The sequence below is a fragment of the Williamsia sp. 1135 genome, from assembly GCF_002095395.1.
Taxonomy (GTDB): domain Bacteria; phylum Actinomycetota; class Actinomycetes; order Mycobacteriales; family Mycobacteriaceae; genus Williamsia.
The window spans coordinates 1-17576 of the sequence record NZ_MJEI01000044.1 but is presented as its reverse complement, the minus strand read 5'-3'; the positions used below and the strand labels follow the sequence as shown (position 1 = coordinate 17576).

Annotated in this window: 23 protein-coding genes and 1 pseudogene; 14 read left to right on the top strand and 10 right to left on the bottom strand. The window is 62.6% G+C overall.

The features are described 5' to 3' along the window. The first annotated feature begins 215 nt into the window (after nucleotides 1-215). From istA to BFL43_RS01330, 7 genes are all read left to right on the top strand, one after another. Nucleotides 216-1733, top strand: a complete 1518-nt coding sequence (gene istA / locus BFL43_RS01360) for an IS21 family transposase (RefSeq protein WP_084889768.1) — start codon at nucleotides 216-218, stop codon at nucleotides 1731-1733. Further along, nucleotides 1730-2494: an IS21-like element helper ATPase IstB gene (gene istB, locus BFL43_RS01355; RefSeq protein ID WP_084889766.1), complete on the top strand. Its 765-nt coding sequence runs from the start codon at nucleotides 1730-1732 to the stop codon at nucleotides 2492-2494. The genes istA and istB overlap by 4 nt, the downstream gene beginning before the upstream one ends. Before the next feature lie 339 nt (nucleotides 2495-2833). Then, nucleotides 2834-3397 (top strand): hypothetical protein, encoded by a 564-nt coding sequence (locus BFL43_RS01350; RefSeq protein WP_084890040.1) that lies wholly within the window; start codon nucleotides 2834-2836, stop codon nucleotides 3395-3397. A gap of 45 nt (nucleotides 3398-3442) precedes the next feature. Further along, nucleotides 3443-3817, top strand: coding sequence for a UBP-type zinc finger domain-containing protein (locus BFL43_RS01345; RefSeq protein WP_084890037.1), 375 nt, complete (start codon nucleotides 3443-3445; stop codon nucleotides 3815-3817). Nucleotides 3818-3986: 169 nt separating this feature from the next. Beyond that, nucleotides 3987-5270, top strand: coding sequence for an IS256 family transposase (locus BFL43_RS01340; RefSeq protein WP_084890045.1), 1284 nt, complete (start codon nucleotides 3987-3989; stop codon nucleotides 5268-5270). 99 nt (nucleotides 5271-5369) lie between these two features. Beyond that, nucleotides 5370-5621, top strand: coding sequence for a MerR family transcriptional regulator (locus BFL43_RS29115; protein ID WP_240497988.1), 252 nt, complete (start codon nucleotides 5370-5372; stop codon nucleotides 5619-5621). 91 nt (nucleotides 5622-5712) lie between these two features. Next, nucleotides 5713-6111, top strand: a complete 399-nt coding sequence (locus BFL43_RS01330; protein WP_084890035.1) for a hypothetical protein — start codon at nucleotides 5713-5715, stop codon at nucleotides 6109-6111. A 138-nt stretch (nucleotides 6112-6249) separates the two neighbouring features. Here the strand turns inward: BFL43_RS01330 and BFL43_RS01325 are convergent, their stop codons facing one another. The 3 genes from BFL43_RS01325 to BFL43_RS01320 all read right to left on the bottom strand — a co-directional run bounded on the left by BFL43_RS01325 (nucleotide 6250) and on the right by BFL43_RS01320 (nucleotide 7328). Then, nucleotides 6250-6603 (bottom strand): hypothetical protein, encoded by a 354-nt coding sequence (locus BFL43_RS01325; protein WP_143695009.1) that lies wholly within the window; start codon nucleotides 6601-6603, stop codon nucleotides 6250-6252. Between the two features lie 111 nt (nucleotides 6604-6714). Beyond that, nucleotides 6715-6840, bottom strand: a complete 126-nt coding sequence (locus tag BFL43_RS29695) for a hypothetical protein (RefSeq protein ID WP_276206078.1) — start codon at nucleotides 6838-6840, stop codon at nucleotides 6715-6717. Between the two features lie 35 nt (nucleotides 6841-6875). Further along, nucleotides 6876-7328, bottom strand: coding sequence for a MarR family transcriptional regulator (locus BFL43_RS01320; protein ID WP_206186592.1), 453 nt, complete (start codon nucleotides 7326-7328; stop codon nucleotides 6876-6878). A gap of 66 nt (nucleotides 7329-7394) precedes the next feature. Between BFL43_RS01320 and BFL43_RS01315 the strand changes: the two genes are divergently transcribed. Further along, nucleotides 7395-7916: a hypothetical protein gene (locus tag BFL43_RS01315; protein WP_084890028.1), complete on the top strand. Its 522-nt coding sequence runs from the start codon at nucleotides 7395-7397 to the stop codon at nucleotides 7914-7916. 123 nt (nucleotides 7917-8039) lie between these two features. Here BFL43_RS01315 and BFL43_RS01310 read toward each other — a convergent pair whose 3' ends face one another. Next, a complete protein-coding gene (locus BFL43_RS01310; RefSeq protein WP_084890041.1) occupies nucleotides 8040-8369 on the bottom strand; it encodes a hypothetical protein in 330 nt (109 codons plus the stop codon). A 183-nt stretch (nucleotides 8370-8552) separates the two neighbouring features. Here BFL43_RS01310 and BFL43_RS01305 point away from each other — a divergent pair, with 183 nt between their 5' ends. Beyond that, nucleotides 8553-8945, top strand: coding sequence for a nitroreductase/quinone reductase family protein (locus tag BFL43_RS01305; RefSeq protein WP_084890019.1), 393 nt, complete (start codon nucleotides 8553-8555; stop codon nucleotides 8943-8945). 147 nt (nucleotides 8946-9092) lie between these two features. On the opposite strand, the gene BFL43_RS01300 is transcribed toward BFL43_RS01305, so the two are convergent. Further along, a complete protein-coding gene (locus BFL43_RS01300) occupies nucleotides 9093-9788 on the bottom strand; it encodes a DUF2071 domain-containing protein (protein WP_084890017.1) in 696 nt (231 codons plus the stop codon). Between the two features lie 182 nt (nucleotides 9789-9970). On the opposite strand from BFL43_RS01300, the gene BFL43_RS01295 reads away from it, so the two are divergent. Continuing rightward, nucleotides 9971-10582: a dihydrofolate reductase family protein gene (locus BFL43_RS01295; protein WP_084890014.1), complete on the top strand. Its 612-nt coding sequence runs from the start codon at nucleotides 9971-9973 to the stop codon at nucleotides 10580-10582. A 15-nt stretch (nucleotides 10583-10597) separates the two neighbouring features. Here BFL43_RS01295 and BFL43_RS01290 read toward each other — a convergent pair. Next, nucleotides 10598-11117: pseudogene (locus BFL43_RS01290) on the bottom strand (MerR family transcriptional regulator). A 221-nt stretch (nucleotides 11118-11338) separates the two neighbouring features. Between BFL43_RS01290 and BFL43_RS01285 the strand changes: the two are divergent. Continuing rightward, complete coding sequence (locus tag BFL43_RS01285) at nucleotides 11339-11683, top strand: hypothetical protein (RefSeq protein WP_084890012.1); 345 nt, start codon at nucleotides 11339-11341, stop codon at nucleotides 11681-11683. Then, entirely contained in the window at nucleotides 11680-12519 is an 840-nt protein-coding gene (locus BFL43_RS01280; RefSeq protein ID WP_084890010.1) for an SDR family NAD(P)-dependent oxidoreductase, read from the top strand. The genes BFL43_RS01285 and BFL43_RS01280 overlap by 4 nt, the downstream gene beginning before the upstream one ends. Nucleotides 12520-12721: 202 nt before the next feature. Here the strand turns inward: BFL43_RS01280 and BFL43_RS01275 are convergent, their stop codons facing one another. Further along, nucleotides 12722-13993: a glycosyltransferase gene (locus tag BFL43_RS01275; RefSeq protein ID WP_084889990.1), complete on the bottom strand. Its 1272-nt coding sequence runs from the start codon at nucleotides 13991-13993 to the stop codon at nucleotides 12722-12724. Between the two features lie 139 nt (nucleotides 13994-14132). Between BFL43_RS01275 and BFL43_RS01270 the strand changes: the two genes are divergently transcribed. Next, on the top strand, nucleotides 14133-14762 hold the full coding sequence (locus BFL43_RS01270; RefSeq protein WP_084889988.1) for a TetR/AcrR family transcriptional regulator: 630 nt from the start codon (nucleotides 14133-14135) through the stop codon (nucleotides 14760-14762). Nucleotides 14763-14831: 69 nt separating this feature from the next. Here the strand turns inward: BFL43_RS01270 and BFL43_RS01265 are convergent, their stop codons facing one another. From BFL43_RS01265 to BFL43_RS01255, 3 genes are all read right to left on the bottom strand, one after another. Then, on the bottom strand, nucleotides 14832-15242 hold the full coding sequence (locus BFL43_RS01265) for a nuclear transport factor 2 family protein (RefSeq protein ID WP_084889986.1): 411 nt from the start codon (nucleotides 15240-15242) through the stop codon (nucleotides 14832-14834). A 98-nt stretch (nucleotides 15243-15340) separates the two neighbouring features. Then, a complete protein-coding gene (locus tag BFL43_RS01260; protein WP_143695008.1) occupies nucleotides 15341-15580 on the bottom strand; it encodes a hypothetical protein in 240 nt (79 codons plus the stop codon). A gap of 391 nt (nucleotides 15581-15971) precedes the next feature. Continuing rightward, nucleotides 15972-17114 carry an IS630 family transposase gene (locus BFL43_RS01255; RefSeq protein WP_084889713.1) on the bottom strand — a complete coding sequence of 381 codons (1143 nt, stop codon included), beginning with the start codon at nucleotides 17112-17114 and terminating at the stop codon, nucleotides 15972-15974. Between the two features lie 100 nt (nucleotides 17115-17214). Here BFL43_RS01255 and BFL43_RS01250 point away from each other — a divergent pair, with 100 nt between their 5' ends. Then, the gene (locus BFL43_RS01250; RefSeq protein ID WP_084889720.1) at nucleotides 17215-17562 is read left to right on the top strand and encodes a hypothetical protein; all 348 of its coding nucleotides are present in this window, start codon (nucleotides 17215-17217) and stop codon (nucleotides 17560-17562) included. Nucleotides 17563-17576: the final 14 nt, after the last annotated feature.

Sequence of the window (17576 nt, the reverse complement as noted above, 5' to 3'; positions counted from 1 at the left end):
TGTCGGCGGACATGAAAAACTGCCCGTAGGCGGACATGAAAGTGCCCACTGACGGCCAATAAGAACTGCTCACTGGCGGGCACGAATGTGCCCGTTGCCGGCCATGAATCTGCCCAGTCCTGTTGATCCCAGTGCGGCGCGTCTGCGCCGTGGGGGCCTCTCCCGAGGTTCGATGTCGATGCCTAGTCGATTCGAATCACCCGGGAGAGACCACATTGAAGTCTGACGGAGAACTCATGGAAATACTCAATGCCTACGATCTGACTGGGTCGTATCGCGCGGCAGCCGAACTTTGCGGGTGCTCGCATCACACGGTCAAGAAGGCGGTCGAGGACCGCGATGCCGGCCTGCCGCCGCAGGTTCGCCGGGCCCGACTGATCGACGACTTCACCCCGAACCTGGAGAAGTGGGTGCAGGATTCGCACGGCAAGATCCGCGGCGACAAAGCCCACGAACGCTTGGCCGCGTTGGGGTACACCGGCAACGAACGCACCACCCGCCGGGCACTGGCGGAGATCAAAGCTCAATGGCGCCTGGGCAATACGCGAGTGCACCGACCGTGGGTCACCGAACCCGGATTGTGGCTGCAGTACGACTTCGGTGACGGCCCGATCGTGAACGGCCGAAAGGTGGTGCTGCTGGTCGCGTGGTTGGCGTGGTGCCGCTTTCGGATCGTCATCGCCCTGCACGACCGGACCGGGCCGAGCGTGTTCGCCGGCCTCGACCGTGTATTTCGCATCGTCGGCGGCGCTCCGACGTACCTGCTGACCGACAACGAGAAAACGGTCACGACCGGGCACGTGGCGGGGGTTCCGGTCCGCAACCGTCATGCGGTGACCTTCGGCCGCTACTACGGCATCTCCGTCCTGACGTGTGAGCCGGCCGACCCGGCCTCCAAAGGCGGGGTGGAGAACGCCGTCAAACTCGCTAAAGCCGACATCGTGCCGACCGAGACGAACCTGCTAGGCGAGTACGCGAGTTTCGTCGACGTCGAGACCGCGTGCGGCGAGTTCATGACGCTTGTCAACAACCGGGTCCACAGGGCCACCGGCCGGGTACCGGCCGAGATGCTCGAGATCGAACGCACCCAGCTCCATGCGGTGCCCGATCTGCCGCACACCGCGGGCCTGGGGGTGACCCGCAAAGTACCGGACAACACTCCGATGATCACTTTCGAGCACGGCCAATATTCCATCCCGTCAACATTATTGGGACACAGTGTGTGGGTGCGCCACCACCCGGGTACCGATGAGGTCATCATCTGCGCCCTCGACGGCGGTGGCCCGGTCGAAGTGGCCCGGCACCGCCGCACCACCCGCGGCACCCCCGCAATCGATGACGCCCACTTCCCGGATCAGCCCGGCAAGATCCCCGGTGACTACCGGATCCGCGCTCGTAGCGCTGCTGAGCACGCTTTCCTGGCGATCGGAGAGGGCGCGGTGGTGTGGCTCAAAGAAGCCGCCGCCGTCGGGACCGAACGGATCTTTCAGAAGATGACCCACGCCGTGGACCTTTCGACCCTGAGTAGCCGCCCGGATGTGGATTGGGCATTGGGTCACGCCGCGGTGCACGGCCGGTTCGCCACCGGCGACCTCGACTCGATCCTCGCCAGCAAAGGAATGGACCCGACTCGCCACCAAGCCTCCGAAGACACCTCCTTGGCTCAAGGAACAACCGGATGGAACTCGTTCGGCCTCAACAATTCTCACGTAAACGACGAGGACATCGCATGAGTACCCCGACGCTGCCGGCCGAGGTGGAGCAGTTGATGCGCCAACTGCGGCTTCCCCACGCACGGGCGGTCGCCGGCGACGTGTTGGCCACCGCCCGCTCACAACGCTGGGATCCGGCCGAGGTCATCAAAGCGTTGCTGACTGAAGAAGCCGCTGGTCGAGCCCGGTCGATGCTCACCACCCGCCGCAAAGCCGCACGGTTTCCGACCGGCAAAACCTTCGATGTGTGGGACGAGAATGCCTCCTCGATCCCACTGCCCACCCAGCACGCGCTGCGCACCCTGGAATGGGTGGGGCGGCGGGAGAACCTGGTCGTGTGCGGGCCAGCTGGGACGGGGAAGACATTTTTCCTCGAAGCATTGGGACACAATGTTATTGAAGCAGGTATGCCGGTGGCTTGGTTCACCCTCGAACAGCTCGGGGTACTCGTACGTGCCCATCGTGCTGATGATTCTTTGGGCAAAGCCGTCGCCAAGATCGTCCGCGCCGAGCTCATCATTGTCGATGACGTCGGGCTCCTCCCGGTCGGCGCCGACGCTGCCGAGGGGCTCTACCGGATCGTGGAAGCAGCCTACGAACGCCGATCGGTCGCGGTCTCGTCGAACCTGCATCCCAGCGGGTTCGATGAGTTGATGCCCAAAACGTTGGCGACCGCCACCGTGGACCGACTGCTCCACCACGCACACCTCTGCCAGACCAGCGGAGACTCAGTCCGCCTCGCACAAGCCCTGCACGGACAGGGGGTCAAAGCCTTGAACTGACCACCCTCGGAACCGGTGGCGGGCACCGCCGCATGGGCAGATTCATGTCCGCCACCGGGCAGTTCTTATTGGCCACCTACGGGCAGTTTTCAAGTCCGCACATGGGCAGTTCCCGATGACCGTTGACACGAGGACTGTATCGGGCGCGATCGCCCGCGACCACGAGCTTGCATGAAACAACGTGCGACCTTCTCACGCCCGGGGATCAAGTACCCGCTAGCCGGTAGGAGGCAAGTACGGGAACCGTCAATGACAGTCAGGCTCCGATTGAGCGAAACTTCTTCTTGTCGAACAAATTCCGCTCCGACAGTCGGGGCGCTGAGAGTAAAGGACATCCCTATGACTGCAACTCCTCGCCCCGATCTGCAGCTTTCGCACGCAGTGGTCACCTCCGATGTGACAGCCCCGTTAGAGTACGTCGATATCGAACAGTGGCTCAAGACCCTGCCGACGCACGAGTACCAGCGTTGTGCGCCAGGCGATCACAAGGCCGCCGGCTACACCGTTGACGATGATGGCACCCCGATGTCGATCAACGTCGAGATGATCGGTACTGGTCTTGTCATCCAGCAGTACCGTTTCGAGGTCGCCAGCAAGCACTACTGCAAGATGGTCTCGATCTCCGATGTGTTCAGCGCTGCGGGGTGGACTACGACGCAGGTCATCTGGGAGCTCGGCATCGAGCAGCTCGTTGGCGACAACCTCCGCTACATCAACACGGTGACTTCGCACCCGACCGAGGAGTTCTTGGAGTTCATCACCGCCAGCGGCCAGACGTTCGAAGAGGCCGCCGCCGCTCGCCAGCAGGCCTCCGGCGCACATTGCGAACTCGAGACCCCCCACTACGCGCAGAGCATCGCCAATTTCGCGAAGGCCCGTGCCTCCGAAGCCGCGGCTGCCTGACGCCGCTTAACCGCGATCTACTGTTGCGAGAGAACAGGTTTGCACATGAAAGACCAACAAATCGATACGACAATCCCGCCGAGCGGTCCTGGCTGCGTCGACTGCGAGGCCACAGGGTCGTGGTGGCTGCATCTACGCCGCTGTGTCGAATGCGGCCACATCGGGTGCTGTGACGACTCACTGAACCGCCACGCCAGCAGCCACGCTGCCGCTACCGGCCACACCATCATTCAAAGCTACGAGCCCGGCGAAGACTGGTTCTACGACTTCGCCAACGGCGAGATGTTTACCGGCCTGACTCTTGCCGCGCCCACAGCCCACCCACCCGCGCAGGGAGTTCCCGGCCCCCGGGCACGGGTGCCGGGGGACTGGAACGACCAGCTTCAGACCCTGCAGCTGCGTCGGCGTTCAAATCCGTAGCTCACTGGACTTCCATGCCAGGGCACCAGCCTGACAGCCGCACTCGCCACCCAACATGGTCCGTAAGCTCTGTGTTATGGCTGCGGTTCGAGATCTTCTGTGGGAGTGCTTCTTAATCGGTGTTTCGGCCCGACACGCTGGGTGAATGCCCGGCGAGAAGGGTGCCGTCATGACGACACTGGATGATGTGACGAACAAGAAGTCGACACCACCGTCGGCCGAGGAGGCGGCGGCAGCGGAGCTCGTGCGCTTGGCGAAAGAGCAGGGCCTGTCGCTGACGGGCCCGGATGGGCTGCTCAAGCAGTTCACCAAGACGGTCCTGGAAACGGCGCTGAACGAGGAGATGACCGAGCATCTCGGGCACGACAAGAACCAGGCCAAGCCGGATCGGGAATCAACCAATATCCGCAATGGCACTCGGGCGAAGACGGTGCTGACCGAGTCGACTGGGCAGGTCCCGATCGAAGTCCCTAGAGATCGGGAAGGGACGTTTGAACCGCAGATCGTCAAGAAGCGGCAACGCCGGCTCAACGGCGTGGATGAGATCGTTCTATCGTTGTACGCCAAGGGGTTAACGACCGGCGAGATCAGCGCCCACTTCGCTGAAATCTACGGTGCCTCGGTCTCGAAGGAGACGATTTCCCGGATCACTGACAAGGTGATCGAGGAGATGCAGGACTGGTCGGCACGTCCGCTCGATGAGGTGTACGCGGCGATCTTCATCGATGCCATCGTGGTCAAGATCCGCGACGGGCAGGTCGCGAACAGGCCGATCTATGCCGCCATCGGGGTGAGCCTGGACGGGCGCCGCGACGTGCTCGGTTTGTGGGCCGGCACGGGCGGTGAGGGTGCCAAGTTCTGGATGAGCGTGCTCACTGACATCCGCAATCGTGGCACCAGGGACGTGTTCTTCCTCGTCTGCGACGGTCTCAAGGGCCTGCCGGAGGTTGTCGAGCATGTGTGGCCGGCCACCACCGTCCAAACCTGTGTCGTGCATCTGATCCGCAACACTTTTCGGCTCTCGGCTCGACAGCACTGGGACGCACTCAAGCGCGATGTCAAACCGATCTACACCGCGCCGAGCGAGCCTGCGGCCAGAGCTGCTTTCGACGAACTGGCCGAACACTGGGGCAAACGGTACCCGGCGATCATCCGGCTGTGGGACAACGCTTGGGAGGAGTTCATCCCCTTCCTTGACTACGACACGGAGATACGTCGAGTCATATGCTCTACCAATGCAATTGAGTCGCTCAACGCGCGCTACCGGCGGGCCGTGAAAGCCCGCGGCCATTTCCCCAGCGAGCAAGCCGCGCTCAAATGTTTGTACCTGGTGACCCGTTCGCTGGACCCGACCGGCAAAGGTCAGGCACGATGGATCACACGGTGGAAACCCGCTCTCAACGCCTTCGCGATCACGTTCGCGGACCGTTGGCCCGGATCAGAAACCTACTAATGGAAAACGGTCGAAACACCGTTAACGAGATAGTCCCTCTTCTGTCCATCGGGGAGGTCAGTGCGCGCACGGGCCTGAGTGTGGACACACTTCGCTTCTATGAGCGAGGGGCTCTTCCCACCTCCCCAACGGAGTGCGGGCGGCCGACGCGGATTCTCTGCCGACGACCTCGCCTGGATCGGTATCTGTCAACGCCTGCGCGCCTCCGGAATGCCGTTGCCCGATATTGCCCGTTACGCCGAACTGGTTCGGGCCGGAGCAGGTAATGAGAGTTACGCTCGTTTACGAAAGGCAGACGCGAGCAAGCACACCAGTGCCGTGAAGCGCCACGACGCAGACGGGGGCCGCTGATGGTTGGGTTGGCGGTAACGCGCCATGGTTCTGCCGTGGAATGGAGCGCTAGGCATCGGTTGGAGAAATGGGTGCGGCCTGTCGTGGTTTGATGGGAACTGGTGTCGCCGCCGGCGGCGCGGTATGGGCGACCGTCCCGGACGATCCCTATCAATGGGATCTTGGTTTGATCGCGGCGATCACGGGTTTGCTTGTGATTTTGGCGTGGGGGTGGTGGCCAATAACCCGCGATCTCAACGTCGTAGGAGCGGTACTAGCGGTACTCATGGTGCTCCCGGCGACGATCGCGGCGACAATCGCCGTCGCTGGCTACCCGTACTCGCAGTTTATGTGCGCCGACAGCACACCTGAGGACTACTGCGGGCTCGGCGTGATGGTCGCGGTACCAACGGCGCTGGTCATCGTTCCATGGACGCTAGCCGGAATCCCAGGCCTGATCTTCCTTGCAAACATCGCGGGCCACCGAGGTCGACGATCCGCTCCACGGTGACGATCAGTGGCCGTCGCCGAGCTCGCCGGCGAGCAGGTTTTGGAAAAAGTGAGAGGAGGGCCTGGCCACTCTGTGGCCAGGCCCTTTGTGTGCAGTGTGAGCCTAGGCCCGCAGATCTAAGCAATCTGCGACGCCGACTTACTCTCCCGGATGTCCGTCGAAGAACGGGCGAACCTCTACGCGGCCATCGTGCAGTAACACAGGACATCCCCTGGCGTGCTCGACCGCGGCATCCAAAGACACGGCTTTGATCTTGACGTAACCGCGAGCGACATCTTCACGGTCCACCAGTGGGCCGTTGGTGACGCGGCCGTCCGCGTGGATCACCCGGCCGTCGGTCTGCAAAGCTCCACTGGCATCGAGTAACCACCCGTCGCGACGTCCCTCGGCCCAGAACTCTTCCCACTTCCGGTTGAACTGCTGGATACTATCGTTCGACAATGTGTCGAAGGTGTCCGCGTGGCTCCGAAACACCGCTAAGTACTCACCCATTGGCTTTTCGCTCCTCCTCAGTAGTGTGGCCTGCGCAACGCTTCGGCGTCGCATCATCATTCTGAAACTGGAACTGGACTTGAAGTCAAGTGACGTGTGCGCGCCGGTCACTCAGGCCCAATGTCGCGCCGGTAAGACCAAGCAGACACCGGTGGGGAGCGCCCCGTCGGTCCGCTGTGACAGCTGGGTCATGTCGGAGATGATCACGGCCGTGATCAGCTGGCTTGGGCGAATCATCGCGTGGACTCGTCACCTTCGACCGAACTGCTTCGTCAAGGCACAACTGGGCCGGAATGCTCGTCGAGCGCCGAGATCGCGGCCTGGATCACGACTCGTGCACTGGTCAGTTGCTCGGATGTGATAGCTGCGCGGTCAAGGAGACGCGCCCGATCAGCATCTGCCCGTTCGACCAATTGATCAAGCACCCGACACCCCTCGGGAGTCAGTCGAAGCAGTGGCGAAGTCTGATGATCGGGGTTGTCCATGGCCTCCACGAGGCCATCACGGATCAGCTCGCCGCACACTCGGTGCACGCTCTGCCGAGACAGCCCGAGACGCCGGGCCGCACCGGCTGCGGTGGCCGGTTCGGACAGCACGCTCAAGACATGCCATCTGGCAACTGTCTGGTTCGCCGCGCGCGCAATCGACTCGCTGGTGCGACGAGAAGTGCCCGCCAATTCATAGACGTCGGCGAGCAAAAGTCGGTACATCTCGGCTCGTTCCACCAGACGATGGTACCCAACATTTGTCAATTGGGTGACACTTCGTCTCCTTGATGACATCCTGTCACTATGCTGACAAATGCAAAATCTTTCCGAACGCAGCTACATGCGCCCGCGGCCGACCAAGAACTCGCCGACAAGTTACAAGCCTTCGGACAGTTCAACGGCTCATGGCACCTGCGGTGGGTCTCGGCGGCGAGTGAGTTGGACACTCTCGACGGGGAGTTGCATTTCGGCTGGGTGCTGGGCGGTCGAGCGATCCAGGATGTTTGGATCGTGCCTGAAACCGGGGCGACAGTAGCTGGGAGAGTTGGCGCATTCCACGGTTCTACGATCCGGTTCTATGACCCGGCGATCGATGGATGGCGATCAACCTGGGTCGAGCCAATCAACTCACGAGTGCGAAAGTTCATTGGGTACAACGATGATCGCGGCGGCATTGAACTCATCAGCCGTGATGAAGATCCGGTGCTGCGGTGGCGATTCTCCGAGATCACTGCCCGCTCGTTCACCTGGACCGGTGAAGCTTCTGTGGACGCAGGACACACTTGGCGGCTGGAAGAAACGATGTTTGCCACAAGGACGCCGTGACCGCAACTCCGTGCCACTACTAGTTGACGGGACGACCGGCGACTGCGGGAGCGGCGTTGGTCGCGGCGTATCCAACGAACGGGCAGCTGAGCGATCCCTGACTGACGGCCGGGCCGGAGAGAATCACGGCAAGGGGCGCTGGCCGCTCTCGATTCGTTGCTTCCGCACCGTGAACTCGTCCTCCGAAATCTCTGCCAACCCCGGCACAATAGGGCCGGCCCGACCACCGTCGATGGTGGTCGGGCAGAATCCGACGGCAAAGCTCGCTGGCTCATCCTCGAGCCCCACCCAATCCACACGGATGTGTTGCAGCGTCGCGTCGGTGATTCGCCCTGGATGCCCATGGAATAACAGAGCAGGTCGCGCCGCCTTATTGAGAATGTCGCGGTCGTCGTCCTGCCCCCGGTACCACCAGGGCACCGCGCCGTATCTGATTCGTTGCAATCGGCTCATCCTGCTCCACTCGATCAGTATGCGTCTCGCTCGTGCGGTGAGAAGGAATTGCCACACGGGATGACGCGGGCTTTTTGGGGGTGACCGCGAAGAGCCGGGACGTCGTTACCAATGCGAAATAGACTGCGTCCCAGTAGAACACGTATATTTGTGGCGTATCCATTCTCAACATGAAGAGGACAGATGGCCACCACCGACGTACGTGACCGCGTCACCAAGTTCGTTCAACGACGCCTTGTAAACCCCCTGGCTACCCGGTTGCCCAGCCACACACTGCTGGAGACGATCGGGCGCACGTCGGGTGAACCCCGCCGCACACCCTTGGATGGCAGCCGCGTCGGCGACCAATTCTGGTTCGTATCTGAATTCGGCGAAAAGTCGCAGTACGTCAAGAACATCAAAGCGAACCCCACTGTCAGGGTGCGACTCCGAGGGAGATGGCACAACGGTACTGCTCACCTCATGCCCGACGATGACCCCCGCACCCGGTTGCGCCAGTTACCGCGAGCCAACAGTTTCGCGGTTCGCACGTTCGGGACCAGCCTGCTCACGATTTGCGTCGACCTGATCGATTGACGCAACGCATCCAAGACGAACGCCCGAAGTCAATGGCCGTGACCTTCCCCGCATCTCGTGGACTTTCTTGCGGTGCTAGTTCGGGTGGGCGGTTGAGTCGCCACTCCCGCCTGCGTCTGTACTGGTCAGCAGAGGCGTTGCGTCGAATCAGACCGGTTCGTTGGTGCGTACGGTGTACGGCCGGCCGAATTGAGTGGAGACGCCGGGTGCGTACAGCACCGAGTCAGGCGGCCGGCTGGAGATGTTCGGAAGACCTGCCGCGCCAACGAGCTGGTCGTCGCAGTGGGTGACCGTGCCGTCCAACAGTTGCCAGCGCCGATGTACATTCGGCACGTAGAGAAGTCGTCCTGCGAATGTCGTGTGTAGACCCCAACGCGCCGTGAGGAATTGAGCGAGTGCGTCGTCGGACATGTCACGCGATCCGCGCACCACCCCGAAATCTGTTGTGCTGCCTCGGCGCGGCGGCGCCAACCGCCTACTTCGGTAGGTGATCGTCGATCGGTCATCGGCGATTGCCATGGAGGCCCAGCGGTATGGAACGCCAACAATATTGGTGCCCGCAACCACCGCGAGACGGTTCGCTTCGAGAGATCGAAACACGATCCCACGTCGGCCATCTGCGTCCACCGAATACAGTCGAACATTGATCTCGGGAAATGTGCCTAGGTAGGGGACAGGACGCCGATACCCGAAGCCCGCACCCCTCATGTGAAACCCGATCAGTCCTACCCACGACGAGCCGTCGAACTCGTCAGGGACACAGCCGCTCGGTAGAAGCGGTGCAACAAGGTGACTTGGGACGCGCCAATGTAAGAACACGAGCCGTTCCCAGCGTTGGTCCATCAGAATCGGCCGCGGCAGAAGTGGCGGCCTCGGCCAGAGTCGTCGTCCACCATCGCGGTCCATACCATGCACAGTAGGCGTGCTTCACTGGTCAACGGCTACGATGACTTTTTCCGGCCCCGTGGGTCTACCCTTCCGACATCGATGAGCAAGAGTCACTGAACGGGAAGCAGGGAAGCACCATGACGCAGTTGCTGCGAGTCCAGAACTTCACCGTCTCGAGCGACGGATTCGGCGCGGGAGAGCGTCAGAGCCTCGAGCGGCCATTCGGCCACGCCGATCCGATGAGCTTGATGAGCTGGGCCGGAACCACGGCCAGCTGGAAGATGCGGACGAAGCCGGGCGGCAGCCGTGGACTGGATGACTATTTCATCCGCGACTACGACCACGGCATCGGCGCCGAGATCATGGGTCGCAACAAATTCGGCCCACAACGTGGCCCCTGGGAAAACGAGGCGTGGCAGGGATGGTGGGGCGATGAGCCACCCTTCCACACCCCTGTCTTCGTCATGACCCACCACACCCGCCCGTCCTTCACCCTGTCGGACACGACCTTCCATTTCATCGATGAAGACCCCGCCAAGGCTCTCGAGAAGGCGAAGGAGGCGGCCCAGGGCAAGGACGTCCGCGTCGGTGGTGGGGCCAGGACCATCCGCACTTTCCTGGAGGCCGACCTGGTGGACACCATGCACGTGGTGATGGCCCCATCGATCACACTCGGCTCCGGTGCCCGGCTATGGGAGTCCCCGAACGAGCTGACCGACCGCTTCCATCACCTGTTCTGGCGGAAGTGACGCGCTGAGGACTGCCTAGGCGGGCGGTGGGGTGGTGCTGAAGATCGGCCAGCAGATTTCTGTGGCGGTGAACGTTGTTGGAGCTGAGGGCGTGCCACCGAAGTAGTGTTCGCGTATTGGCCCCTGGTGGCTGATCAGATGCTCGTTGGCGTATGTGCCCAGGGCCGCGTAACTGCGGTCGATGCCTTCGTGTCCGCCGGAGTGGGTAAGTACCGCGAACTCGGCCTGGGGTAAGACCTCGGCGCGGATGCCCTGCGGGGGTTCGGTGGAGTGCGGCGAGGGAACGAACAGCGTTGCTTCCCCGCGTGATTCGAGGAAGAGTGCTCGGTCGTAGAGGCCGCCGGGCACTATCTCGGACGGTGCGCCTGTTGCCGCGGCAACTGCGTCCCGCAGTGTGTTCAGCGTAGTAGCGGTAGCCCGTGTGGGAATCGATGTGGGCCGGTTCGAGAATGCCGATGTCGTGGTAGTGCCGGAGCGCTTTCCTGCTCAAGCTGGTCATCACTGCGAAGTCACCGATCGAGACCTGTGCGCTCATGGCGTCCTCCTCTGCGCGCTGGCGGGCTGTAAGGGCATTCTGCAGTCTTCCCCTAGGGCAAGGTCAACGTGCAGTGCGAGTCCGACAGCTCGCGTTCCGGACCCGGTTCACTACCGAAACATCGGCGAAGCAGTGGAAACGGACCCGGCCGGAGCCAGGGCGGAACCGAGATCGCCACCCTGGGTTGACTTTCCCCTTAGGGGAAGTTCCACCGTGGGGTCATGACAACAGCATGGGATGAACTCCCGAACACAGTAAAGACGTTTATGACGGCCCTCAACGACCGAGAGGACGACCGAGCGCTGGCCACTTTCACCGCCGATGCTTTCGTGACCGACGACGGCCGCGACTACACGGGCCGCGATGAGATCGGAGCCTGGCTGGCGGCCTCTGTCAGCGGCAGTGAATACACCTATACAGCCGAGTTCACGGGCGCCACCACGACCGCCACCACCGTCGACGTCGCGCAACACCTGGAGGGCAATTTCCCCGGCGGCGTCGCCGACCTGCACTACCGCTTCACGCTGGACGGCGCGCTGATCAGCCAGTTGGTGATCGAGCCGTGACGCGGCGGTGGTTCATCACAGGAGGCACGCCCGGTGGCTTCGGTGTCGCGTTCGCCGAGGCGGCGCTGGAGACGGGGGACCGCGTGGTGCTCTCGTCCCGGCGTCCCCACGAGTTGACGGCGTGGGCCGAGCAGTTCGGTGACCGCGTTCTGGTCGTGCGCCTCGATGTCACCGACACCGAGCAGGTGCAGCGCGCGGTGCGTGCGGCCGAGGAGCACTTCGGAGGTATCGATGTGCTGGTCAACAGCGCCGGCCGCGGCTGGTTCGGATCGATCGAGGGCATGAACGAGACCTCGATGCGGGCAATGTTCGAGCTGAACTTCTTCGCCGTCTTGTCGGTGACACGCGCGGTACTACCTGGGATGCGCGCCCGCGGCGACGGATGGATCGTCAACGTGTCCTCGGTCGCGGGGCTGGTGGCGGCACCCGGATTCGGCTACTACAGCGCGACGAAGTTCGCCGTCGAAGCCGTCACCGAGACGCTACGTGACGAGGTCGCCGCACAGGGCATCTCCGTACTGGCAGTCGAACCGGGAGCGACCCGCACCAACGCCTACACCGGTTTCGCCCACGAACCAGTGTCAGAGCCGATTCCCGAGTACCACGAGATGCTCAATCAGGTCCGCGCAACGTTCGTGGACATGGACGGTGTCCAGCCCGGAGACCCCCAACGCGGTGCCCGTGCAGTGATCGCGGCCATGGCCCAGAACCCGCCACCCCGACGACTGGTCCTGGGCAACGGCGGTTTTGACGCCGTGACCGACACACTAGAGGCGGCGTTGGCGAATATCCGAGCAAACGAAACCCTCTCACGCACAACTGATTTTCCCGCCTAGACAGAACTCGAAACGCGACACACCGGAGCCGGGCTGGCGTGACTGTGTGTGTCGGGTAGATCGGGACGCCCGACGTGTATCGGACAGCGAGCCCCAGCGTTCTGGATTCGTGGAACGTTGGGGCTAGTTGCATCCCGGACGCGGCAGCGTCGAGGTAGTTCGTACTTCGAGTACGTGCTCGAGAGTCGGGAGGCGGCAGAAGTCAGTGCGTCAGCATGTCCGCGATGGTGTCGAGTGGCCTATATGCCGATATGGCCGTGGCCATGGCGCGCGTAGCGCGCCCGATGGCCGGGTCGGCGGAAGCGACGCGGACCGCATCGGCCAGCAGTTCCACACTCGGGCGACGAGTCTTCAGATTGACGCCTACTCCGAAATGCGCCACGCGAGCGGCTACTTCGGGCTTATCTTCCCCGCCCGGTGCCACGACGACCGGGACCCCGTGACGCAGCGCGGTCATCACGCCCCCGTACCCACCGTTGGTGACCATCACAGCGGTACGCGGCATGAGCAGGTCATGGTCGATGAACTCAACCGCGATCGCATTGTCCGGCAACGCCCCCAACCGGGAGACCGGCGCGCCGCCGGTGCTGACGATCACCCGTACGGCAGCCGTGGCCAGCGCTTCGAGTGCCGGTGTCACCACTTGTGAGAAGTCATGGTTGTCCAGCGTTCCCTGGGTCAGATGGATGACCGGTCTATCGTCGTTCTCGATATCACGCCACCACGCCGGGTGGACTTGCGATTGCCCGTGATGCGCGACGACGGGCCCTGCGAAGGTGGTATTCGGGTTGAGATCGCTTCGCGGATACTCGAACTCCGCCGGCCCGAGTTGCAGGAAACGATCGAACGCCGCGGACAGATCAAGGATGAAACCGTCCAATGCACCACCCTCCGCGACTACCAGATCGCGCGCCATCCTCTGGGTAGACCGGAAGATGACGTGGCGGGCAGCGAGGTTCGCGACCCGGTTCCGGACTCGCATGACGGGTCCACGCCCGGGAGGCAGGCCACTGTTGAACGGTGGGACATCCGCACTCGTCTGAGCCAACGGCATCGTCCCGAGCCCGATCACTGCGGGCCGCCGCGATCGCGGCCGCGCCAGCAGTGGCAACACACCGGCGAACGTGCCATCGGCCAAGACCGCCGCGAACTCGCGCTTACCCAGCAACGACTCCACCGATCGGGCCTGTCCGGTGATGGGACGGACAAAAGTCTGCTGCACCTGATAACGCGACAATGCAAGTCCCCGATGGTGGTCCAAGTCGGGGGTGAAGGTCTGAGGGTCACGCTCGTCGAAATCTGCGTCGGCACACAATGGCTCGAACTCCAGACCAGCCTCCACCACCGAGTCGGCGAAGCCCGCACCGGTCAGCATGACGACCTGATGCCCCCGCGCGACCATGTCGCGACCGATTGCCATGATCGGCCCCACATGCCCCCGCAGCGGCGGACTGCACAACAGATACTGAGCCATACGAGTTCACGCCTTTCAGCTCCCTGTACTTTTACTAGTGTTTAACTCTAATCGAATGCAAGATGCGAAGCGCTATCATGGCCTGCGGGAGGACACAGACGCACCGACCCGGCCGAAGTAGCAGAGGTGGTGATCGACGGTGACAACTCGTCGCTACGTATCACGCAAGCGCGCGATCACTGCCGCTCAGACAAGAGCGAACATACTCGACGCAGCGCAGAAGCTGTTCGTCGAGAACGGTTACTCGCGCACCACCCTGCAAGAAGTGGCCACCGCCGCAGGCGTCTCGGTTCAGTCGGTGTACTTGGCAGGTAGCAAGGCATCGTTGATGATGGCGGTGCTCGAGCGGGGATTCACCGGCGATGAACAATTCACCTCGCTGCTCGAACGTCCAGAGTTCCTGGCGATCATGTCCGACACAGACACTGAACGCGCCCTCGACCGCTACGTCGACTTCGTCGTGACCGCGAACAGCCGAATCGCCGATCTCTGGCATGCTGCCACCCTCGCGGCCGACTCCGAACCCGCTATCGGTGAGCAACTCGAACGCAGCGAACTACGCCGCCTCGACGACGTCCACACCGGTAGCTACTGGTTCGTCCAGCGGGAACTGCTCGACGACAGTCGCGTCGACGAGTTCGCCGACATCCTGAGCTACCTCACAGCTTCGGACACCTACCGATACTTCACCGTCGAACGAGGATGGACACAACCTCGATTCACGGCGTGGTTACGACGTTCCATCGCCCAGCACCTCGGCAGCGAGTGACTCGCTAGTCATGGCAAAGGCGTTGCAACACAAGTGATACGAGGGCCAATCCATGTGCCACGCTGCGATTCACGCAGGTAACAGTCCCAGCTGACCCAGAAAGTCCAGCTGATCGAAGTAGAGGTGCTCATAGAGCAGGTTGTCCCCGCGCACCTGATAGGACGCGCTCCACCGGAAAGAGATCGACTTGCCCGTGGGCGGCACCTCTCCGTTCGGACTCTGGAGCACGCCATCGTGCGTTCCCGCGAAAACGCCTTCGACCGCGGCCCGATCACCGTCTACCACCCAGGCGTTCACAGTCAGCGCACCGTCTGAGAACGCTGCTTGGAACACCCCGAGGAATCCCAAGACGCCCTCGCGACCGCTGAATGTTCCGGCCGGGGCGATCATCTCAGCGTCCGCCGACCATGGGTCGGACTCGGTGTCGCGGCTGTTGAACGCGCTGATGTGTTGTTCGATGACGCTACGTGTGTTGCTCATGAAGTGTGGACCCAATCGCATGTCGAGGAGAGCTTTTTTCCAAGTTCTGCAACCGTAAACCACGAGAGGCCGTCACGGACGATTTCAGTATAGTTTGACTAAATCAAATATGCCGCCATCGTGTCTGCGTGGTCGATGAGAGAGTGCTCGAGGGCGTCCATGGCGTGGCATGCGTCCGCGCTCGTCGTCGCCGGTGCTCCCGCGTCGATCGCGGCCGCCGCAGTTGCAGCAACACCCGTTGCCGCCTCCGTCGACGAGGTCAACCTCGCCTGCCCGACCCCCGGGAACCCGCGTTTGAGGGTCGACACGCAGATCGACCACGGCTGTAAGACACTCACGATCATTCAGCACGACATCAACGGCCGGTCACAGCTAACCGCCGCCTGGGTCAATGCCCGTCACAAAACAGCGTTACCCCACTGCGCAGCTACATCTTGGTGGTATCGGCCAGTACCGGCATGGTCGGGTTCTACGAACGGGGTGGGCCGATGGTGAAGGACTTTCCTGGCGCGGTACCGGTCCAGAATGGCGTGCCGGGTGAGGGGCTGCGGTTGATCGCTGAGTCGCACGTCCATTCATCGACGACGAGGTAGCCGCCTACGTGCCCTTGGGACGTCGCCAATGCATAAAAGTATCGGGCAGCGACGCTGCGGGCGCGTAGGCAGTCGGCCGATCCTCCAACAACAGTCACGGGAACTAAGTGGTCTGAGCCGTTAGTTCGTCGGGGGGTCATGCCGCCTCGCTGCTTTGATCGATCAGTTTGAGTTGGCGGTGGAGGTCCCGGCGGGTGTATTTCCAGGCGAAGGGTTCGGCGGTGCGGTTGTAGCGTTCGGCGAAGGTGTGCAACCGGTTCTCGACTGAGGTGAGGTCGGGAAAGTCATTGGGCGTGAGGACTTTGCGTTGGACGATGGAAAAGTAGATCTCGACTTGGTTGAGCCATGATGCGTGCACCGGGGTGTGCACCATGACCGCGTTCGGGTATCGGGCGGTGAGGCGGTCGATCGATGCTTGTCCGCGGTGCGAGGAGCCGTTGTCGACGACCCAAAACACCCGGTCGGCGGACGCGTACGGTTCGCTCGTCATGACCTGATCGACGAGGGCGGTGAACTCGGTGATGCCGGTGCTTTGCTCGCAGCGGCCGAAGACCCGTGCGGTGTGGACGTCGTAGGCAGCGAGGTAGGTGAGCGCGCCGCGGCGGCGGTAGTCGTGGCTGACGCGCATCGGGCGACCTGGTGCGGCGGCGGTGGTGCGGTGGCAGCGGTCGCGGGCTTGGATCGACGGCTTTTCATCGGCCGAGATCACAAACTCGTTGCTGCCCAACGGTTTGCCTGCGTAGCGGCGTGCGTACAGGTCGAGAACGACAGATGCTCTCATCTCGAAGTTCGGGTCGCGGGCGGCGATCCAGGAGCGATGCTGCCACGGTTTGAGCGCATCCTCGTCCAGCCACCGGCGCACCGTCGACACCGAGACGGTCATGCCGTCGCGTGCGAGTTGGGCGGCGAGTTCCGGGGTGGACCACCGTGCGATCGGAATATCGTGATCGGCCGGGATCTGACACGCCCACGCTTTCACTGCAGCGATGTCAGCGGGGGTGTAGATCGGTGGCCGGCCCGACCGTGGTGCGTCGGCGAGGGCATCGATACCGTGATGGTGGAACCGGCTGCGCCACTTACGGACCGTGTCGGGATGAACGTCGAGTTCGATGGCGATACTTGCGTTGGTGCAGCCGTCCGCGGCGAGCAGCACGATCAGAGACCGCAGCACTGTCTTCTGCGGTGTCGACCCACACCTCACCCATGTTTCGAGAACCTGACGGTCGCTGGTGGACAGGACGATCACGCAGGCCGAGGGTCGAGCGGTTTTGTCACTCATGCCTCAAAAGGACACCTGAGTCACACCTGTCTCGGGCCGCGGCACGCCGATGATCCGCGAAATGTTGGGTGGACCACACGGATCGGGCACGATCGGATGCGTGCCGACACCACCGGAATCGACGAAAAGCTCACTGCGCCTCAAGCTCAGCGGCCACGCCCGAACGAGGTGGCCGCAACTCGCGCGAGTCAACGTCCGATTTCGTGGCGCGTTCGCCTACGTCGACGGTGTACTACCGGACGAGTCGGTCCTGGTGTTGATGCGGCTGCGATACAACGGCTCCGCTAGCAGATGGGGCTTCGCGATCCACCTCGCGTCCAAGGGCAAGTACGAAGATTCGCTGCTGCCTACAGGCGACTTCACCGGCAGCCCTGAAGACGCACTCGACACCGCATGCGGGCTCTACCTCGGCGACCCGACAGCCTGGCAAATACCCCCGACGAACTAACGGCTCAGACCACT

Coding starts and splice junctions, on each gene's coding strand:
- BFL43_RS01345 (WP_084890037.1), top strand. CDS start 3,443: ATGAAAGACCAACAAATCGATACGACAATCCCGCCGAGCGGTCCTGGC.
- BFL43_RS01300 (WP_084890017.1), bottom strand. CDS start 9,788: ATGGACCAACGCTGGGAACGGCTCGTGTTCTTACATTGGCGCGTCCCA.
- BFL43_RS29695 (WP_276206078.1), bottom strand. CDS start 6,840: ATGATTCGCCCAAGCCAGCTGATCACGGCCGTGATCATCTCCGACATG.
- BFL43_RS01255 (WP_084889713.1), bottom strand. CDS start 17,114: ATGAGTGACAAAACCGCTCGACCCTCGGCCTGCGTGATCGTCCTGTCC.
- BFL43_RS29115 (WP_240497988.1), top strand. CDS start 5,370: ATGAGCGAGGGGCTCTTCCCACCTCCCCAACGGAGTGCGGGCGGCCGA.
- BFL43_RS01350 (WP_084890040.1), top strand. CDS start 2,834: ATGACTGCAACTCCTCGCCCCGATCTGCAGCTTTCGCACGCAGTGGTC.
- BFL43_RS01275 (WP_084889990.1), bottom strand. CDS start 13,993: ATGGCTCAGTATCTGTTGTGCAGTCCGCCGCTGCGGGGGCATGTGGGG.
- BFL43_RS01310 (WP_084890041.1), bottom strand. CDS start 8,369: ATGAGCCGATTGCAACGAATCAGATACGGCGCGGTGCCCTGGTGGTAC.
- istB (WP_084889766.1), top strand. CDS start 1,730: ATGAGTACCCCGACGCTGCCGGCCGAGGTGGAGCAGTTGATGCGCCAA.
- BFL43_RS01305 (WP_084890019.1), top strand. CDS start 8,553: ATGGCCACCACCGACGTACGTGACCGCGTCACCAAGTTCGTTCAACGA.
- BFL43_RS01265 (WP_084889986.1), bottom strand. CDS start 15,242: ATGAGCAACACACGTAGCGTCATCGAACAACACATCAGCGCGTTCAAC.
- BFL43_RS01330 (WP_084890035.1), top strand. CDS start 5,713: ATGGGAACTGGTGTCGCCGCCGGCGGCGCGGTATGGGCGACCGTCCCG.
- BFL43_RS01340 (WP_084890045.1), top strand. CDS start 3,987: ATGACGACACTGGATGATGTGACGAACAAGAAGTCGACACCACCGTCG.
- BFL43_RS01285 (WP_084890012.1), top strand. CDS start 11,339: ATGACAACAGCATGGGATGAACTCCCGAACACAGTAAAGACGTTTATG.
- BFL43_RS01315 (WP_084890028.1), top strand. CDS start 7,395: ATGCTGACAAATGCAAAATCTTTCCGAACGCAGCTACATGCGCCCGCG.
- BFL43_RS01295 (WP_084890014.1), top strand. CDS start 9,971: ATGACGCAGTTGCTGCGAGTCCAGAACTTCACCGTCTCGAGCGACGGA.
- BFL43_RS01325 (WP_143695009.1), bottom strand. CDS start 6,603: ATGGGTGAGTACTTAGCGGTGTTTCGGAGCCACGCGGACACCTTCGAC.